A 16061-nucleotide genomic window follows, 5' to 3' on the forward strand; every position below is an offset into this window, starting at 1 on the left:
AGTAATGAAAAATTCAAAATTTGTGTCATTACTTTTTGTTTTGTCTGCAGGAAGTATGATGTTTGCACAGGATGACTTAATCAACAAGTTAAAAAACAACCAATCTCAGAATGCTAATTTCCAGTTTACCACGCTAAAAGATGTGGGTGCAACTTCGGTAAAAAACCAGGGATCTTCGGGAACCTGCTGGAGCTACTCGGGAAACTCTTTCCTTGAATCTGAGATGCAGAGAATGGGCAAAAAACCTGTTGATCTGGCGGAGATATACACTGCAAGAAATTCTTACCACGATAAAGCTAAATTATACGTTCTGAATAATGGCGCGATCAGTTGGGGAGACGGCGGAGAGCTTCACGACGTAATCAATATGTATAAAAAATACGGAGCCGTTCCACAGGATGTTTACACAGGTTTGAAGCAGGGGCAGAGTTTAAATAATTTCTCTGAAATGCAGGGAAAATTGAAGCCTGTTCTGGACAGTTTGGTTCAGGCTGGTTCTAAAGGAAAACTGACGGATAACTGGATGTCTTCCGTTGATGCCATTCTGGATGAATATCTTGGAAAAGTTCCTGCCAACTTTACGTATGAAGGAAAATCTTACACACCGCAAACTTTTGCGAAAGAGATTGTAGGAATCAATCCGGAAGATTATGTAGAACTTTCTTCTTATAAGGATTATCCGTATTACCAGAAATTTGTAGTTCCGATTCCGGATAACTGGAGCCATGATTCTGACTGGAATGTACCAATGAAAGATTTAACTTTAATTATTGATAATGCTGTAAATAAAGGATATTCTGTAGGTTGGGCAACGGATGTTTCTGAGCCTTATTTCTCTTACAAAAACGGAGTTGCTTATGTTCCGGACATGGATCTGGATCAGATTACAAAAGAAAATAAAGGGACTTTATTCACAGAACCGAAAAAAGACAAAACGATTACTGAAGATATGCGTCAGAAGGCTTTGAATAACCTTTCTACGACGGACGACCACGGAATGCACATCGTAGGACTGGCAAAAGATCAGTCGGGGAAAGAATATTATATGGTTAAAAATTCATGGGGTGTAACGAATGATTTTGAAGGGTATATTTATGTAACAAGACCTTATGTAGAATACAAATCGACAGCAATTCTGGTTCATAAGGATGCGCTTCCGAAATCAATTAAAAAGCAACTGAAGCCAACAAAAAATATTGGGCTGTAAATCTGATCACTTTTGTCATTATTGATGACAATTTTAGATATTTAAATCTGTTAAAAACCGTTCTCATTTTTGGGAACGGTTTTATTTTATTTATTGTTTACATTTAAAAAAAGTAATAAAGTATTGCAATTAGCCGATTAAAGCTTTAAAATTCATATTGATTTTTCTTAATTAAATATGAAATCTTAATGTTAAAAAATATCGAAAAGTTATTTTAGTTTTTAGAATAGTTTTTAATTTAAACCCATTAAGATTTTACGGTAAGGATTTAAGAATGTTAAGTTAGCTTTGCTGTTTAAATGTCCCATTGATTTTCTTTTAATGAGGCTTAATTTCTTAAAGGTGAATTGGAAAAAGTAAATTCATTTTTTAGGGTTGTTTTATTTTTTCATTTAGTGGAGAAATATTATATTTGGTAACGAACAAAATTATTCCTATGAAAAATCTAAGAAAATTACCAAAATCTGATTTGAAAAAAATCAACGGAGGAAATGCTCCGGAATGTCCAACAAACACTGTTGAGTGTTATTATCCACCAAAAAATGGAATTCCGGGATACTGGAAATGTGTTTCCGTTACTTTCGGATGTCCTAATTAAATGTAAATTCAGGTGTCTGAAATTAATGTTCTTTTAAATCATTAGAATATTTCAAAGAAAAAACCGCTTCAGGATCTCTCCTGAAGCGGTTTCGTTTAAAATAATTGATAGGTAAAATTATATGGAAAGTGAATAATGAATTTGCTTTATTTGTCCAATAAAAACTGACAGCAAAGCAATTCAACATTGACTTTCGACTTTTAATAAAGTATTGCCATGCTTTCTGCTTTGAAATCCTGAAGCTCGTCTGTTTTTTCTTCTTTGACTTTTTTCACCCATTCCGGATCCTGTAAAAGTGCACGCCCCACAGCTACCAAATCGAATTCTCCTTTTTCCAGCCTTTTTGTAAGCTCTGTTAAATCAGCTTTTTCAGTACCCTGTCCTCCAAAAGACGCCATAAAATCTCCTTCAAGACCTACAGAACCTACAGTAATGGTTGGCTGTCCGGTAATTTTTTTTGCCCAGCCTGCGAAATTAAGATCAGAGCCTTCGAATTCTGCTTCCCAGAAACGTCTTTGAGAGCAGTGGAAAATATCAACTCCCGCTTCTTTTAATGGTAATAACCACTCTTCCATTTCTTCCGGTGTATTCGCAAGTTTTACAGAATAATCCTGCTGTTTCCACTGAGAAAGACGAATAATAATCGTGAAATCTTCACCAACCGCAGCTCTGATTGCTTTCACCACATCTACCGCAAATCTGCTTCTTTCTTTCAGGGTTTTACCTCCGTATTCATCGGTTCTTGTATTGGTTACATCCCAGAAAAACTGATCGATGAGATAACCATGCGCTCCGTGAATTTCCAAAACATCAAATCCCAGATCCTTCGCAGATTTTGCAGAAGCCGCAAACTGAGCAATCGTATCCTGAATGTCTTCCAACGTCATGGCAGAAGCTTTTTCCATCTCAACCGAAGGATAATCTTCTGACATTCTTGTGTCTCCAACGTGCCAGATTTGTGGTCCCATTTTTCCTCCGTTTTCATGAACTGCATCGATTACGTTTTTCCAGCCGTTCAATGCTTCAGTTCCGTAAAAATCCGGGATATTCTGTAAGTTTTTTGAAGCAGGTCTGTTGATGACCGTTCCTTCCGAAAGAATTAATCCCACTTCGGAAGCCGCTCTTCTTGCGTAATAATCTGTAATTTGCTGCGTAGGAACCCCGTTATCGGATTGTGCTCTCGTCATGGGAGCCATTACGATTCTATTTTTAAGTTCTAAATTCTTATATTTAAAAGGTTTAAATAATGATTCTGTGCTCATCTTTAACTTATTATTTTATAATTGTTACACAAAGTAACTAATAATAGTTCATATTTGTATCTTTTGAATTAAAAAAAGTAGTAACTTTGCAGTAACATACATTAGTAACTTTAAAGTAACAGACGAGATTTTACAAGCAGATAGGATTTTAATTTTTATTTAATCATAAACCGAAGGTTCGACAGAATAAAAAGAAACAAAAAAAATTAGCACATTTTTTTAAGCTATTCATAAGAACATATAAATCTTAAAAATCCTGTATCTCTTATAAGCAGAGCGCCTTTGTGAAACTTAAAACAGTTAGCTGATAAAAATCCTTGTGAACTTCGTGTTCAACAAAAAAACAGAAATTAGAAATACACCTTTATGAAAAAGAACGAATTAATGCAATACAGCTGTCCTTTGGGAAAAGCAATGTCTGCTTTGGGAAGCAAATGGAAACCGATCATTGTATTGGTGATTAAAGACCGTAAACTGCGTTTCGGAGAATTGGCGGCGAGGATTAATGTAATCTCCAGAAAAGTTTTGACCGATCAGCTTAGAGAAATGGAATCCGACGGATTGGTAATTCGTGAGGAGTTTAAAGAAATTCCTCCAAGAGTTGAATATTCACTCACAGAAAAAGGATTGGCTCTCCTTCCTATTTTATATCAACTGGAAGAATGGGAAACGAAATATCATGTGTATGATCCGGAAAAAGAGAAGGACTGTAAAATGATTTTGGAAGGCAAGAAACCGCAGAAGACAGTTGTTTGATGGTCTTTTTTATTTTATATATAAGATATTTGCTAAACAAATTTATTATAAATTTCTACTGCAGATTTTATTTGATCTGGTTTATTTTTTGAAACTTTATTTATATATTTAGTAATATCTTCAATTTGCGTTTCTATACAAGTTCTAAAAGAATCTAAACTATTTTCCGAATACACCTCTTGTAATCTTGATACTTCGTCTACAATAGGTTCAAATAAATCTTCTTTTGTAATGTTAATTTTTCTTTCTATTAAATTAACATCTTGATTAATATATTGCACAATTATTGCAATGATATTTAGAATTCTTATAAATGTGTGAGGATGAGTATTTTCATTAAAATATAATTCCTTATTAGCAGACGGGAATCTTATTAAATGATATAAAAGATTAGAACAAAAAATAGCTGTAATTCCTATGATACCTTGAATCAAAATATTTTCAGGAAAACTTTTAACCGCATATTCATTAATATGTCTTGCTAAATGAATTGCACTATATGCATCAGCATCTAATTCCTTATAATGTCCGAAAAAATCGGTCTTAGTAGGTTCATTATCTTCTGAAACATTCATTGAGAAATCATTACTATACTGAAGAAGATGTGCAAATTCATGGTAAAAAGTAAATAAAATTGTAAATTGATAAATCAATTTTTCAATTGAAATATTCAAGAACCTAGCCGTCATTTCAAACTCAGTGTTAAAATTTTTAAGTCTCTCGTTTTCTAAAACTTCGTTAATGGTTATTAACAATAATCCTCTGTTAAATATTATTAGATTATAATTATCTGATTTTCTTGCGCAAGCATTTAGAGAATCATAATTATTATATAATAAAATAGGATTTGAAATACCATACTTTGCCGATTCTGCTGCAAAAATTCGGGAAATAGATATAAAAACATTATCAAACTCATCTTCTTGTAAATAATCTTTATAAAGACAAATATTTAAACTTTCTTTTAATGACTCATCTTTTATTTTATCAATTTCTTTCTTATAAATATCTGTCATAGTATTAAATTAGTTTCAAATTTATTAAATTAAATAATATAACAAAAAAAAACCGCCCTCCAAAAGAAAGCGGTTTCTAAATTTATTTAAAATCCAAATTAAAATATCGCAGGATATTTCTGAGGATTTGTTTCGTTAAACATTGTATAGATTTTTTCAACCATATCATCCGCAGAAGGTTTGCTGAAATAATCTCCGTCACTTGCGTAAGCCGGTCTGTGATCGTTTGCAGAAATTGTCAACGGATCAGAATCTAAGAATCTGAACGCCTTTTGTTTTTCTAAAATCTGCTGAAGAATAAACGCTGAAGTTCCGCCTTCCACATCTTCGTCGATTACGACCAATCGGCTTGTTTTCTTTACAGATTCTGCAATTTCATGTGTTAAATCGAAAGGAATTAACGACTGAACATCAATAACTTCCGCAGAAATTCCTAATTTTTCAAGTTCTTCTGCTGCTTCCATTACAATTCTCCACGTAGAACCGTAAGTAACCAACGTAACATCTTTTCCTTCTTTCGTCACCTCGATTTTTCCGACAGGAACAGTAAATTCACCTAAATTATCCGGTTGTTTTTCTTTTAATCTGTACCCATTTAAACATTCAACGATTACAGCCGGATCATCGCTCTGAAGCATGGTGTTGTAGAATCCGGCAGCTTTGGTTAAGTTTCTCGGAACCAATACCAAAATTCCTTTTGAAAGATTAAGAATTCCCGCCATTGGAGAACCTGAATGCCAAACTCCTTCCAGTCTGTGACCTCTCGTTCTGATGATAACCGGCGATTTCTGACCACCTTTTGTTCTGTACTGAACCGTTGCCAGATCATCGCTCATTCCCTGCAAACAGTAAAGAATATAATCAAGATACTGGATTTCGGCAATTGGTCTTAAACCTCTCATTGCCATTCCGATTCCCTGTCCTAGAATGGTTGCTTCACGGATTCCGGTATCGGCAATACGAACATCACCGTATTTTTCCTGCATTCCTTCAAGGCCTTGGTTTACGTCACCGATATTACCGGCATCTTCACCAAAGACTAAAGTTTCAGGATATTTTTCGAATATTTTATCGAAATTGTTTCTTACCACTACTCTTCCGTCCACATCTTCAGAAGCGTCGGAATAAATGGGCTTAATTTCTTTTACGTTTTCAGCTTTCCATTGAGACTGAGAATATAAATGAGAAGAATAATTGTCTTTTTCAACTTCAAAGATCTCGTTGTATTTCTCCATCAGTTGGTTTCTTTCCGCAGAATTTGTTCCTCTTGTAGCCAGTAAAGATTTTCTTACCAAATGGAAAACGTCTTTCTTAGCTTTTGAAACGAGTTTATTGAACTGGCTGATATAATTTTCAATTTCAGCATTCTGACCTTTAAGATTTTCAACCAAAGGCAAAACAGAACCGATTAAATCTGTAATTGTTTTCTGGTAATTTTCCCAAGCCTGTTTCTGACCTGTTTTTACCGTTTTTTTCGCTTCATTATCAATAACATCAAGTTCTTCTGCTGTTGCCAGAACTTCTTCTTTTCCTTCAATTTCGATGGAATAGTTTAAAATCCATTCTCTGAATTTTACCAAGCCGTCAAACTGAGATTCCCAAGCCAGACGCTCTTCATTTTTATATCTTTCGTGAGATCCTGAAGTGGAGTGACCTTGAGGCTGTGTAACTTCAATCACATGAACCACTACCGGAACGCTTTCTACTCTTGCAAACTGTTCTGCTCTTGCATAAGCATCCAAAAGCGCAGGATAATCCCAAGCTTTTACCTGAATGATTTCACATCCCTGGTTTTCTCCTTCTTTTCTCTGGAAACCGCTTAGCATTTCAGCAATATCGGCTTTTGCTCTCTGGTTTTTCGTGGGAACAGAAATTCCGTAACCGTCGTCCCAGATCGAAACTACCATTGGAACCTGAAGCGCACAAGCCGCATTCAGTGTTTCCCAGAAATGACCTTCCGCTGTAGAAGCATCCCCGATTGTTCCGAAAGCAATCTCATTTCCCTCTCTGGAAAACTTTTCAGAGCCTTCGAATTTTACGGTTTTATAAATTTTAGAAGCCTGAGCCAACCCTAATAATCTCGGCATCTGTCCCGCAGTAGGAGAAATGTCGGAAGAGATATTTTTCTGAGCTGTTAAGTCTTTCCAGCTTCCGTCTTCATTTAAACTTCTTGTTGCAAAGTGACCGTTCATCTGTCTTCCGGCTGAAGCAGGTTCTCTTTCCACGCTGGTATCTGCATACAATTGTGCAAAGAAACTTTCAACAGTCAACGCATTTACAGCCAATGCAAAGGTCTGATCTCTGTAATATCCCGAACGGAAGTCTCCATCTCTGAAAACTTTCGCCATTGCAAGCTGAGGAAGCTCTTTTCCATCCCCAAAAATACCAAACTTAGCTTTTCCCGTAAGAACTTCTCTTCTTCCCAAGTAGGACATTTCACGAGAAATTCTTCCTAATTTATAATCTTCAAGTATCTGATTTTTAAAATCTTGAAAGGAAATTTGCTGTGTTTCAATATAGGTTGTCTGCATAGCCAAATATTAAATATTTTTATTTTGAAGTATTTTGCTAATATACACTTTTTAAATTAATTTTAATTTTTAATAATCTTTTTTAAAAATTTGATAATAAAATAAATTGTGTTTATCTTGGAATAAATTTGTAAATGATGGAGAAAAAATCGTCTCATATCCTTAATGCATCGAGTAATCTTCTGGGGTTTTCTCTGGTCATTATCACTTCATTAAAGATATCAAAAATCAGCCACAGTACGCATTTGGACGAGTTCGCCGGAGTTGCCTGTCTGTTTTTTGCCTTCAGCTGCTTTTTTTCTTTTCTGGCTATAAGATCGAAACATGAAAGACGTTCTTTCAGATTTGAAACTATTGCGGATTATTTATTTTTAATCGCTTTATTTTGCATTGTTCTGGCTGTAATTATTGTGACAGTGAAAATAATTTAACTTTAAATAAAATAATTAATATTCAATTATATTTAAATTATCATCAATAATAAACAGATAAAGCCAAATAATACATATAAATTAAAAATTATTAAAAATTATTAATAATTTATTTAATATTTTAGCTTAAAATTCACAAATAACACGGCATACATTTTGACGATCTTGAAAAAATTCACAAATTTAAAAGGATCATGAAAAAATCATTATTTCAGTCAGTTGGCTTATTCTTATTCTGTGCCCTTTCAGGAACAACATTCGCACAAGTAGGCATAAATACGGGTAATCCTCAAGCCACCTTTCATGTAGACGGCGCCAGAGATAATGCAGCCTCGGGAACGCCGACTGCTGCACAGCAATCTAACGACGTAGCCGTTACTTCATCTGGAAATTTAGGTATCGGAACTGTTGCTCCCACAGAAAAATTAGATATTGTAACAGGTAATGCGAGAATTCGAAACATCAATTCAAACGTTGGCATTGGAGGAACAGACAGAGTGGTTGTTGCAGATGCAAACGGTGTTTTAAAAACTATAAATTTCAATGCGTACTCGTTATTTCACGCAAGGCTAACCGCTAATCAGAACGCCAATTCCTCTATTACAACTTTATTATTCGGTACTCCTCTATCAACTTCCCCTTATTATTCTTACAACACTACTACAGGAGTTTTAACATTCAATCAGGCAGGAAATTATCTGGTTACTTTACAGGCAAGCTTTGTTAATGCTCCGGCAGGAACTCAATTGCTGATTGGAATAAGACCGGTTCCGGATGCTGATTATTTAGGACGAGGCAGTCATTATAATGCAGTGGCAACTTCAGGTTCGGTGGGTGAACTTATGAATTATACAACACTGCTTGTGATTCCAACCGCAGGATATCAGGTTCGTTTTACGGCAGCTCCGAATCAGAACTGTACTGTTTTGGCGACAGAAACGGGAAGTACGGGAAGCGGAAATGTAACAAGCGTAACAATTCAGAAGATTTAATCAGCGTCTTAATAAAAAAATAAGCCGGAAAATCCGGCTTATTATATTTTATTTAAAATTTTCTTTCAATTACGTAATCAAGCATAATCCGCAATGATTTTTTTGCTTCAGAATCGGGAAATTCGTTCAGAATATCAATTGCTTTTTGCTGAAAGTCTTTCATTACGGTAATCGCATACTCCAAACCTCCGGAACTTTTAACAAAATTAATCAACTCTTTTACGCGTTTCTGATCGTTATTGTAACGTTTAATGGTATTGAAATAGTATTTGCGGTCTTTCTCGTTTGCTGTTTTCAAAGTATGGATCAGAGGCAGTGTCATTTTCTGCTCTTTGATATCAATTCCTACAGGTTTTCCGATGACGTTCGATGTTAAATAATCAAAAAGGTCGTCTTTGATCTGGAAAGCCATTCCGGTATAAGTTCCGAAATCCATCATTTTTTTAGCCAGAACTTCATCTGCATTATTCGATAAAACGCCGATTTCGCAACACGCAGCAATTAAAGTCGCTGTTTTCTGACGGATAATTTCATAATATACATCTTCCGTAATATCCAGTTTTCTGGCTTTTTCCAGCTGAAGAAGTTCACCTTCAGACATTTCGCGGATGGTTCTTGAAATAACACCTAATAAATCGTAGTCTTTATGATCTGTAGATAATAAAACAGATTTGGATAAAAGATAATCCCCTACCAAAACAGCAATTTTATTTTTCCACAACGCATTAATTGAAAAGAAATTGCGACGCTTAAAACTTTCATCCACCACATCATCATGAACCAGAGTTGCGGTGTGAATCAGCTCGATCATGGAAGCTCCACGATATGTTTTTTCGTTGACATCGCCGACTAATTTTGCACAAAGAAAGACAAACATCGGACGCATCTGTTTTCCTTTTGTGGTAACAATAAAACGAGTGACTTTATCTAGTAAAGGTACTTTGCTCTGCATGGATTCATAAAACTTCTGCTTGAAAAGTTTCATTTCCTCATTGATCGGTCGCTTGATTTCTTCAACGGTGTTCGCCACAATCTTTGAATAAGAGATAAATTATTAATTCCCACAAAGATAATTTTTTTCGGGCAATTTTAAGAGAAATTAATCTTTGAGTTTATCTATCGGAATAAAATACAGGCTTTGTTTTCCTCCGCCAATCGGAGAATGAAATTTTTCCCCCGAAATATAGATTCCTGTTTCATCAACGGCAATTCCTTCAATTTGTCCAATGGATAAAGCGCTTCCGAGATAATAATGTTTAGGATTTTCTTTAAAAAAAACTCCGGATTCAGCTTCATTAAAAATATCTAAAAAAACTTCTGTTTTCTTGGTATAGCCTATCAAATAAAGCTTTTTATTAAAATAAGAAGCATCTGTTACAATAAAACCGGTCTTAAAAGTTTCTGTTTTCTGTGCTTTCTGCTTTTCTGAAATTTCAGGATCGATAATGTAATGTGTTGTTGATTTTGAACCCCATTCTTTTGTAAAGAGATGAATTTTACCATTTAAATAAATCATCGCTTCCGCATCGAAATCTGTTTCGGAATATTTCGGAATAAATTCCTGCTGTTCGGGATATTCAAACGAAATTACTTTTACAGAATCGTTATTTAATGTATTATTTTCAAAAGGAACTTTATAAATTTCGAGGTCTTTTCTGGTTCCGCCGTTGTTTCCGAAATCTCCGATGTAAAAGTTTTTACCGTCGTTTGTAAGTGCTTCCCAATCTTTATTTTTAGCGTTGATTTGTACAGTGCTGATAATTTTTCCTGTTTTTTTATCCAGTTCGAAAAGTTCAGGAGAATTTCCGCTGTCATTAAAAGTATACAGTTTTCCGTTGATTAGGCTCAGCCCTGAAGTTTCTTTCACTTTATCATCCAAATAATTGACTCTGTACTTTCTGATTTTGAACAGATCCGCCTGTTGGGAAAATGAGACTGTTGAAACGGTAATGGCAAATATGATGAAAAGCTTTTTCATGCGGTAAAAATATTTATTTAAACACAAATGACACTAATTTGTTATACTAATTTCACAAATACTTATATAAAATTTTATATGCTTTTCGTAGTTTTGAACATAATAAAGTTGAGTAATATTTTTAATACAAAGCTCGCAAAGATTTTTTTTATTACTATTTGTTTTCAAGTTCGCAAAGGCATTTCACTTAACTAAGATAACGAAGAAGAGATTGAATTTAAATTTAAGCAAACAAAAAAGACGAGCAAGCCCGTCCTAATTTATTGTATTTAAATTCAAATATTGTGAAATCTGTGTCAAAATAGCGTCACCAGTGTTTAGAAAACTAAGCAGATTTCTTCTGAACGTGATCTTTATTTTTATTTTTTCTTGCCCAATAATCTTTTTGATATTGTCTCACTGTTTTTCCGGTTCCGTCGTGCCGCCATCCCGGAGAATTAAAAATATAATTAATACGATCTGAAAATTTCAGTCCCGGCTGTTTAATATCTTTCCATATTTTTCTCCATTCGTATAACAAAACCGTGTCTGGTCTGTCATTCGGCATTTTTGGATAAATACCGTACTTTACAGGAACATTAGGATCTTCTTTTTCGAAAGTTCCGAAAATTTTGTCCCAGATAATAAGGCACATTCCCATATTTCTGTCAAGATATTTGATGTTACATGCATGATGAACACGGTGATGAGAGGGCGTTACCAAGATATATTCCAGAAATCCCATACTTTTTACAGTCTGCGTATGAACCCACGTTCCATAAACCTGACCAATCGCATAAACCACCATAATGTGCCACGGATTGAATCCTAAAAAAGCCAGTGGCGAAAAGTACAAATATCTGTATAGAGGCTGTAAAACCGGACTCCTGAAACCTGTGGTCAAATTGAAATATTCCGAGTTATGGTGCGTAATATGAACCGCCCAGAATGCTCTGGAATGATGATCTACATAATGAAGAACGTAGTACGCAAAATCCGTTACCACAAAACAGATCAGCCAATACCAGATCGTAAATTCCCACGTGAAAAATCTATGATTGTAAAAGAAAAACATGACAAACATGGCAAATCCTTTCATTAAAAGATCCAGCCCGAAGTTCATCAGTGCCAAATAAACACTTGTTGCAACGTCTTTTTTATCATATAATTTAGCCTCGGAAACATGGCTGTAAATCATTTCGGCTAAAATAACAGCAGCGTGAACAGGAATTGCCCATGAGTAGACACTTTCCAATCCATTTTCATCCATAAAGTAATCCATCATCACTTTTAAATTTGTGGTACAAAGTTAGGATTTTACAAAAACGATAAGAAAAATTTTTGTTTTTTTTAATAAAAATTTAATCCGAAGACTTATTGGCAAGCTGTCCGCAGGCTGCATCAATATCTCCGCCACGGCTTTTTCTTACCACACAGACAATTCCGGCATTTTCAAGCTGGCGGATATAATTTTCCTCTGCCTGTTTGTTGCACTGGTCATATTTTCCGTCTCCAATGGGATTATACTGGATTAAATTTACTTTCGAAGGAACCTGCTTACAGTATTTAATCAGGGCTTTGATGTCTTCATCTCCGTCGTTAATTCCTTTCCATACACAATATTCGAAAGTAATGACAGAGCCTGTTTTTTTATACCAGTACTGAAGAGATTCCATGATTTCCGTTAAAGGAAACTTATCGGAAAAAGGCATGATCTCATTACGTTTTACTTCGATTGCGGAATGGAGTGATAAAGCTAATTTCACTTTCAGTTCTTCATCAGCAAGCATTTTAATCATCTTCGGAATTCCGGAAGTTGAAACCGTAATTCTTCTCGGAGACATTCCCAGACCTTCCGGTTGGGTAATTTTCCGGATTGCTTCCACTACATTCTTGTAATTCATCATCGGCTCTCCCATTCCCATAAAAACAATGTTGGAAAGCGGTCTGTCGAAGTACATTTTGCTCTGGCTGTCGATTAAAGCAACCTGATCCACGATTTCAGCAACTTCAAGATTTCTCATTCTTTTGAGTCTTGCGGTTGCGCAGAATTCGCAGTTTAATGAACATCCCACCTGTGAAGAAACGCAGGCTGTCGTTCTGGTTTCTGTAGGAATAAGAACGGATTCCACCAATAAGCCGTCGTGTAATTTCACTCCGTTTTTAATGGTTCCGTCTGTGCTTTTCTGAAGCTGATCCACAGAAACAGGATTGATGGTATACTCTTCCGCGATTCTTTCACGAAGAGACTTTGAAAGATTCGTCATTTCATCAATCGAGTGGAGATTTTTACTCCACAACCAGTCGTACACCTGCTTCGCACGAAACGGTTTTTCCCCCAAAGAAACAAAATATTCTTTGAGCTGGTCCAGTGATAAAGTTCTGATGTCTTTCATTATATTGTTGGAAGTTAGATGTCAGAAGATGGAAGAAAAATTGGGCGTCGAATTGCAAACTTCCAACACCCAACTTCCAGCTTCTGTTCTTATAAAATTAACATTGCGTCTCCGTAAGAGTAGAATTTGTATTTTTCTTTTACGGCTTCTTCGTAAGCGTGCATTACGAAATCTCTTCCTGCAAACGCTGCGATCATCATGATTAATGTAGATTTTGGCGTGTGGAAGTTCGTAATCATACAGTTTGCCACTCCGAAATCGTGTGGAGGATAAATAAATTTATTGGTCCATCCGTGGAAAGCAGAGATCTTTTTGTTTGAAGAAACAGAAGTTTCCAAAGTTCTCATGGTAGTTGTTCCAACGGCACAAACTCTTCTGTTTGCTTCCACAGCATTGTTGATGATCTGAGCATTTTTCTCATCGATGAAGATTTCTTCAGATTCCATTTTGTGCTTAGAAAGATCTTCTACTTCAATCGGGTTAAATGTTCCCAAACCAACGTGAAGCGTAACCTCAGCAAAGTCGATTCCTTTGATTTCCAGTCTCTTCATCAGATGTTTTGAAAAGTGAAGTCCTGCAGTTGGTGCTGCAACCGCTCCTTCTACTTTTGCATAGATGGTTTGGTATCTTTCCGCATCTTCAGGTTCAACATCTCTTTTGATGTATTTCGGAAGCGGAGTTTCTCCCAATTCCTTTAATTTAGCTCTGAATTCTTCGTAAGAACCATCGAATAAGAATCTTAAAGTTCTTCCTCTTGAAGTGGTGTTGTCTATAACTTCTGCTACTAAAGATTCATCTTCTGTGAAGAATAATTTGTTACCAATTCTGATTTTTCTTGCAGGATCTACCAAAACGTCCCAAACGCGGGTTTCCTTATCCAGCTCTCTTAATAAGAAAACTTCAATTTTAGCTCCCGTTTTTTCTTTATTTCCGTATAAACGTGCAGGAAAAACTTTAGTATTGTTGAAGATAAAAAGATCTCCTTCGTCGAAATAATCAACCACATCTTTGAACAGTTTATGCTGAATTGTTTCAGTTTTTCTGTCTAAAACCATTAATCTGGCTTCGTCTCTGTGTTCTGATGGGTGTTCTGCCAATAATTCCGCAGGAAGATCAAAATTAAAATCTGATGTTTTCATTTTTTAAATTACGGTTTAAAAATTTATAGAAATTACATGGTGTAATTTTCGGAGTGCAAATATACGACATGAAACACCCCTTTGTCAAGTATTATTTACATAGATGTTAAAGTAACTCTTTGTGTATTTTTTAAATAAACATAACTAACTAATAATCAACAATATAATTATTTTATGTTTTGTATTTTTTGAATGAGATGCCTTTGTATTTCTTTAAATTAAAAAGTTTTATTTAAGAATTTTGTTTAGCGTTGCGTTTAAATAATCGCAAGGATAAACAAAGAATCTATTTTAAATTATTGAAACCAAGATAAACAAGGGCGTTTCACTTATTTTCGAAATACAAAGATTCAAAGTATTTAAATTAATTTTAATTGAAATAAAAAACCGTGATTTCCCGATATTTTTTATACCGTAAAAAAGCTATTTTTGAGAACATTAAAAATTTACACTATGAGCAAATATTCGATTGAATCTTTTGTGAACGAAACGAAAGAAAATCCAATGGAAAGAGATTATTTCGAACTGGAAAAGCCATCTCTTCTGGAGATCAACCTTAATAATCAGTCTGTCTGGACGAAGGCAGGAAGCATGGTCGGCTACATCGGAAACGTTAATTTCGAAAGGCAGGGAATGCTTTCCGGAGGAATTGGAAACTTATTGAAAAAAGCGATCAGCGGCGAAGGAGCAAAATTAATGAAAGCCGAAGGAACCGGAAAATTGTACGTTGCGGATTCCGGAAAAAAAGTTCGTATTCTTTATTTAAATAATGAATCAGTCTGCGTGAACGGAAACGACGTTTTGGCACATGAACAAAGCATAAAAAGCGATATTACAATGCTAAAAAGTATTGCAGGCGTAATGTCAGGCGGACTTTTTCAGGTGAAATTATCCGGAACGGGACATATCGCGATTACCACTCACGGCGAACCGTTGACATTATTGGTAACTCCCGATGCTCCGGTTTTCACAGATCCGAATGCCACCGTTGCGTGGTCGGGAAATCTATCTCCTGAACTGAAAACCAATGTTTCTTTTAAAAGTCTGATAGGAAGAGGAAGCGGTGAGGAATTTCAGATGAAATTCTCAGGAAATGGATGGGTTCTGATACAGCCTTATGAGGAGGTTTACAGGATTGAGAAGTAATTATTTTTCAAATAAATCTTAGCAGGGATAGTTTTTATTCCTGCTATTTTAATTCAGAAATTCTACAATCTTCTTCCACTCCTCCAGTTTCTTTTCAAAAGAAACCGTATGAAGCGGGCTTGTGGAAGGCAGTAAAAATACAGGTATTTTATAATTCTTTCCTAAAATTTTCTGCAAATTTTTATACGACTTTCCGCCGTTACAAAAGATTGCCTTAATATTCGGATGAACTTCCAGGAGTTCTTCAACCTGGTTGGCTTCTTCATTTTTTATTTCAGAATCCAGACTTCCTTTTCTTTCGCAGGAATCGATAACATCCCAAAGTGCAATGTTGTGTTTCTTTAAAATATTGATTCTTTCAGCATAATCTTCTGTAAATTCTTCGTTAAGCAATTCAAAGATGATTTTCCAGAATTTGTTTTGGGGATGACCGTAATACTGTTGTTTTTCTAACGATTTTACACCGGGAATTGATCCCAGAATGATAATTTTAGAATCGTTATCAATGATTGGCGGAAAGGAAGATATTCTGTTTTGCATGATTCAAATACATATACATTTTGGCTAAAGTCATTATTAATTTTCAAAACAAAAAACGGACTAAAAGCCCGTTTTCTGTTGATTTTTATA

Annotated in this window: 15 protein-coding genes; 6 read left to right on the forward strand and 9 right to left on the reverse strand. The window is 35.2% G+C overall.

All coding sequences use genetic code 11. From position 1 onward, the window contains the following. Positions 1-4: 4 nt before the first annotated feature. Together KKI44_RS05735 and KKI44_RS05740 are read left to right on the forward strand one after the other, a co-directional pair. The gene (locus KKI44_RS05735) at positions 5-1207 is read left to right on the forward strand and encodes an aminopeptidase C (protein ID WP_214590244.1); all 1203 of its coding nucleotides are present in this window, start codon (positions 5-7) and stop codon (positions 1205-1207) included. Between the two features lie 436 nt (positions 1208-1643). Next, on the forward strand, positions 1644-1805 hold the full coding sequence (locus KKI44_RS05740; RefSeq protein WP_214590245.1) for a bacteriocin-like protein: 162 nt from the start codon (positions 1644-1646) through the stop codon (positions 1803-1805). Positions 1806-2005: 200 nt separating this feature from the next. On the opposite strand, the gene KKI44_RS05745 is transcribed toward KKI44_RS05740, so the two are convergent. Beyond that, the gene (locus KKI44_RS05745) at positions 2006-3067 is read right to left on the reverse strand and encodes an NADH:flavin oxidoreductase (protein ID WP_214590246.1); all 1062 of its coding nucleotides are present in this window, start codon (positions 3065-3067) and stop codon (positions 2006-2008) included. Positions 3068-3433: 366 nt separating this feature from the next. Between KKI44_RS05745 and KKI44_RS05750 the strand changes: the two genes are divergently transcribed. After that, positions 3434-3823 carry a winged helix-turn-helix transcriptional regulator gene (locus tag KKI44_RS05750; protein WP_214590247.1) on the forward strand — a complete coding sequence of 130 codons (390 nt, stop codon included), beginning with the start codon at positions 3434-3436 and terminating at the stop codon, positions 3821-3823. Between the two features lie 32 nt (positions 3824-3855). Here KKI44_RS05750 and KKI44_RS05755 read toward each other — a convergent pair whose 3' ends face one another. Together KKI44_RS05755 and KKI44_RS05760 are read right to left on the reverse strand one after the other, a co-directional pair. Next, complete coding sequence (locus tag KKI44_RS05755; protein WP_214590248.1) at positions 3856-4839, reverse strand: hypothetical protein; 984 nt, start codon at positions 4837-4839, stop codon at positions 3856-3858. Between the two features lie 98 nt (positions 4840-4937). Next, positions 4938-7370, reverse strand: coding sequence for a thiamine pyrophosphate-dependent enzyme (locus tag KKI44_RS05760; protein ID WP_214590249.1), 2433 nt, complete (start codon positions 7368-7370; stop codon positions 4938-4940). Positions 7371-7504: 134 nt separating this feature from the next. Here KKI44_RS05760 and KKI44_RS05765 point away from each other — a divergent pair, with 134 nt between their 5' ends. After that, on the forward strand, positions 7505-7801 hold the full coding sequence (locus KKI44_RS05765) for a hypothetical protein (protein ID WP_228427557.1): 297 nt from the start codon (positions 7505-7507) through the stop codon (positions 7799-7801). Positions 7802-7995: 194 nt separating this feature from the next. Next, positions 7996-8793: a hypothetical protein gene (locus tag KKI44_RS05770; RefSeq protein WP_214590250.1), complete on the forward strand. Its 798-nt coding sequence runs from the start codon at positions 7996-7998 to the stop codon at positions 8791-8793. A 52-nt stretch (positions 8794-8845) separates the two neighbouring features. Here the strand turns inward: KKI44_RS05770 and KKI44_RS05775 are convergent, their stop codons facing one another. The 5 genes from KKI44_RS05775 to queA form a co-directional block, all read right to left on the reverse strand. Continuing rightward, entirely contained in the window at positions 8846-9823 is a 978-nt protein-coding gene (locus KKI44_RS05775) for a polyprenyl synthetase family protein (protein WP_214590251.1), read from the reverse strand. A 69-nt stretch (positions 9824-9892) separates the two neighbouring features. Beyond that, positions 9893-10771, reverse strand: coding sequence for a hypothetical protein (locus KKI44_RS05780; protein WP_214590252.1), 879 nt, complete (start codon positions 10769-10771; stop codon positions 9893-9895). A 325-nt stretch (positions 10772-11096) separates the two neighbouring features. Continuing rightward, the gene (locus KKI44_RS05785; protein ID WP_214590253.1) at positions 11097-12035 is read right to left on the reverse strand and encodes a sterol desaturase family protein; all 939 of its coding nucleotides are present in this window, start codon (positions 12033-12035) and stop codon (positions 11097-11099) included. Between the two features lie 76 nt (positions 12036-12111). Beyond that, positions 12112-13146 (reverse strand): 23S rRNA (adenine(2503)-C(2))-methyltransferase RlmN, encoded by a 1035-nt coding sequence (gene rlmN / locus KKI44_RS05790; RefSeq protein WP_214590254.1) that lies wholly within the window; start codon positions 13144-13146, stop codon positions 12112-12114. An 89-nt stretch (positions 13147-13235) separates the two neighbouring features. Beyond that, a complete protein-coding gene (gene queA, locus KKI44_RS05795) occupies positions 13236-14285 on the reverse strand; it encodes a tRNA preQ1(34) S-adenosylmethionine ribosyltransferase-isomerase QueA (RefSeq protein ID WP_214590255.1) in 1050 nt (349 codons plus the stop codon). A gap of 453 nt (positions 14286-14738) precedes the next feature. Here queA and KKI44_RS05800 point away from each other — a divergent pair, with 453 nt between their 5' ends. Further along, complete coding sequence (locus KKI44_RS05800) at positions 14739-15431, forward strand: AIM24 family protein (RefSeq protein WP_214590256.1); 693 nt, start codon at positions 14739-14741, stop codon at positions 15429-15431. Between the two features lie 48 nt (positions 15432-15479). Here the strand turns inward: KKI44_RS05800 and KKI44_RS05805 are convergent, their stop codons facing one another. Next, positions 15480-15971: a DNA-deoxyinosine glycosylase gene (locus tag KKI44_RS05805; RefSeq protein WP_214590257.1), complete on the reverse strand. Its 492-nt coding sequence runs from the start codon at positions 15969-15971 to the stop codon at positions 15480-15482. Positions 15972-16061 lie beyond the last annotated feature (90 nt).

Origin of the sequence: Chryseobacterium sp. ZHDP1, assembly GCF_018603435.1 — a bacterium.
GTDB lineage: Bacteria > Bacteroidota > Bacteroidia > Flavobacteriales > Weeksellaceae > Chryseobacterium > Chryseobacterium indicum.

Coding starts and splice junctions, on each gene's coding strand:
- KKI44_RS05750 (WP_214590247.1), top strand. CDS start 3,434: ATGAAAAAGAACGAATTAATGCAATACAGCTGTCCTTTGGGAAAAGCA.
- KKI44_RS05755 (WP_214590248.1), bottom strand. CDS start 4,839: ATGACAGATATTTATAAGAAAGAAATTGATAAAATAAAAGATGAGTCA.
- KKI44_RS05780 (WP_214590252.1), bottom strand. CDS start 10,771: ATGAAAAAGCTTTTCATCATATTTGCCATTACCGTTTCAACAGTCTCA.
- KKI44_RS05760 (WP_214590249.1), bottom strand. CDS start 7,370: ATGCAGACAACCTATATTGAAACACAGCAAATTTCCTTTCAAGATTTT.
- KKI44_RS05765 (WP_228427557.1), top strand. CDS start 7,505: ATGATGGAGAAAAAATCGTCTCATATCCTTAATGCATCGAGTAATCTT.
- KKI44_RS05800 (WP_214590256.1), top strand. CDS start 14,739: ATGAGCAAATATTCGATTGAATCTTTTGTGAACGAAACGAAAGAAAAT.
- queA (WP_214590255.1), bottom strand. CDS start 14,285: ATGAAAACATCAGATTTTAATTTTGATCTTCCTGCGGAATTATTGGCA.
- KKI44_RS05805 (WP_214590257.1), bottom strand. CDS start 15,971: ATGCAAAACAGAATATCTTCCTTTCCGCCAATCATTGATAACGATTCT.
- KKI44_RS05735 (WP_214590244.1), top strand. CDS start 5: ATGAAAAATTCAAAATTTGTGTCATTACTTTTTGTTTTGTCTGCAGGA.
- KKI44_RS05785 (WP_214590253.1), bottom strand. CDS start 12,035: ATGATGGATTACTTTATGGATGAAAATGGATTGGAAAGTGTCTACTCA.
- KKI44_RS05745 (WP_214590246.1), bottom strand. CDS start 3,067: ATGAGCACAGAATCATTATTTAAACCTTTTAAATATAAGAATTTAGAA.
- KKI44_RS05770 (WP_214590250.1), top strand. CDS start 7,996: ATGAAAAAATCATTATTTCAGTCAGTTGGCTTATTCTTATTCTGTGCC.
- KKI44_RS05740 (WP_214590245.1), top strand. CDS start 1,644: ATGAAAAATCTAAGAAAATTACCAAAATCTGATTTGAAAAAAATCAAC.
- rlmN (WP_214590254.1), bottom strand. CDS start 13,146: ATGAAAGACATCAGAACTTTATCACTGGACCAGCTCAAAGAATATTTT.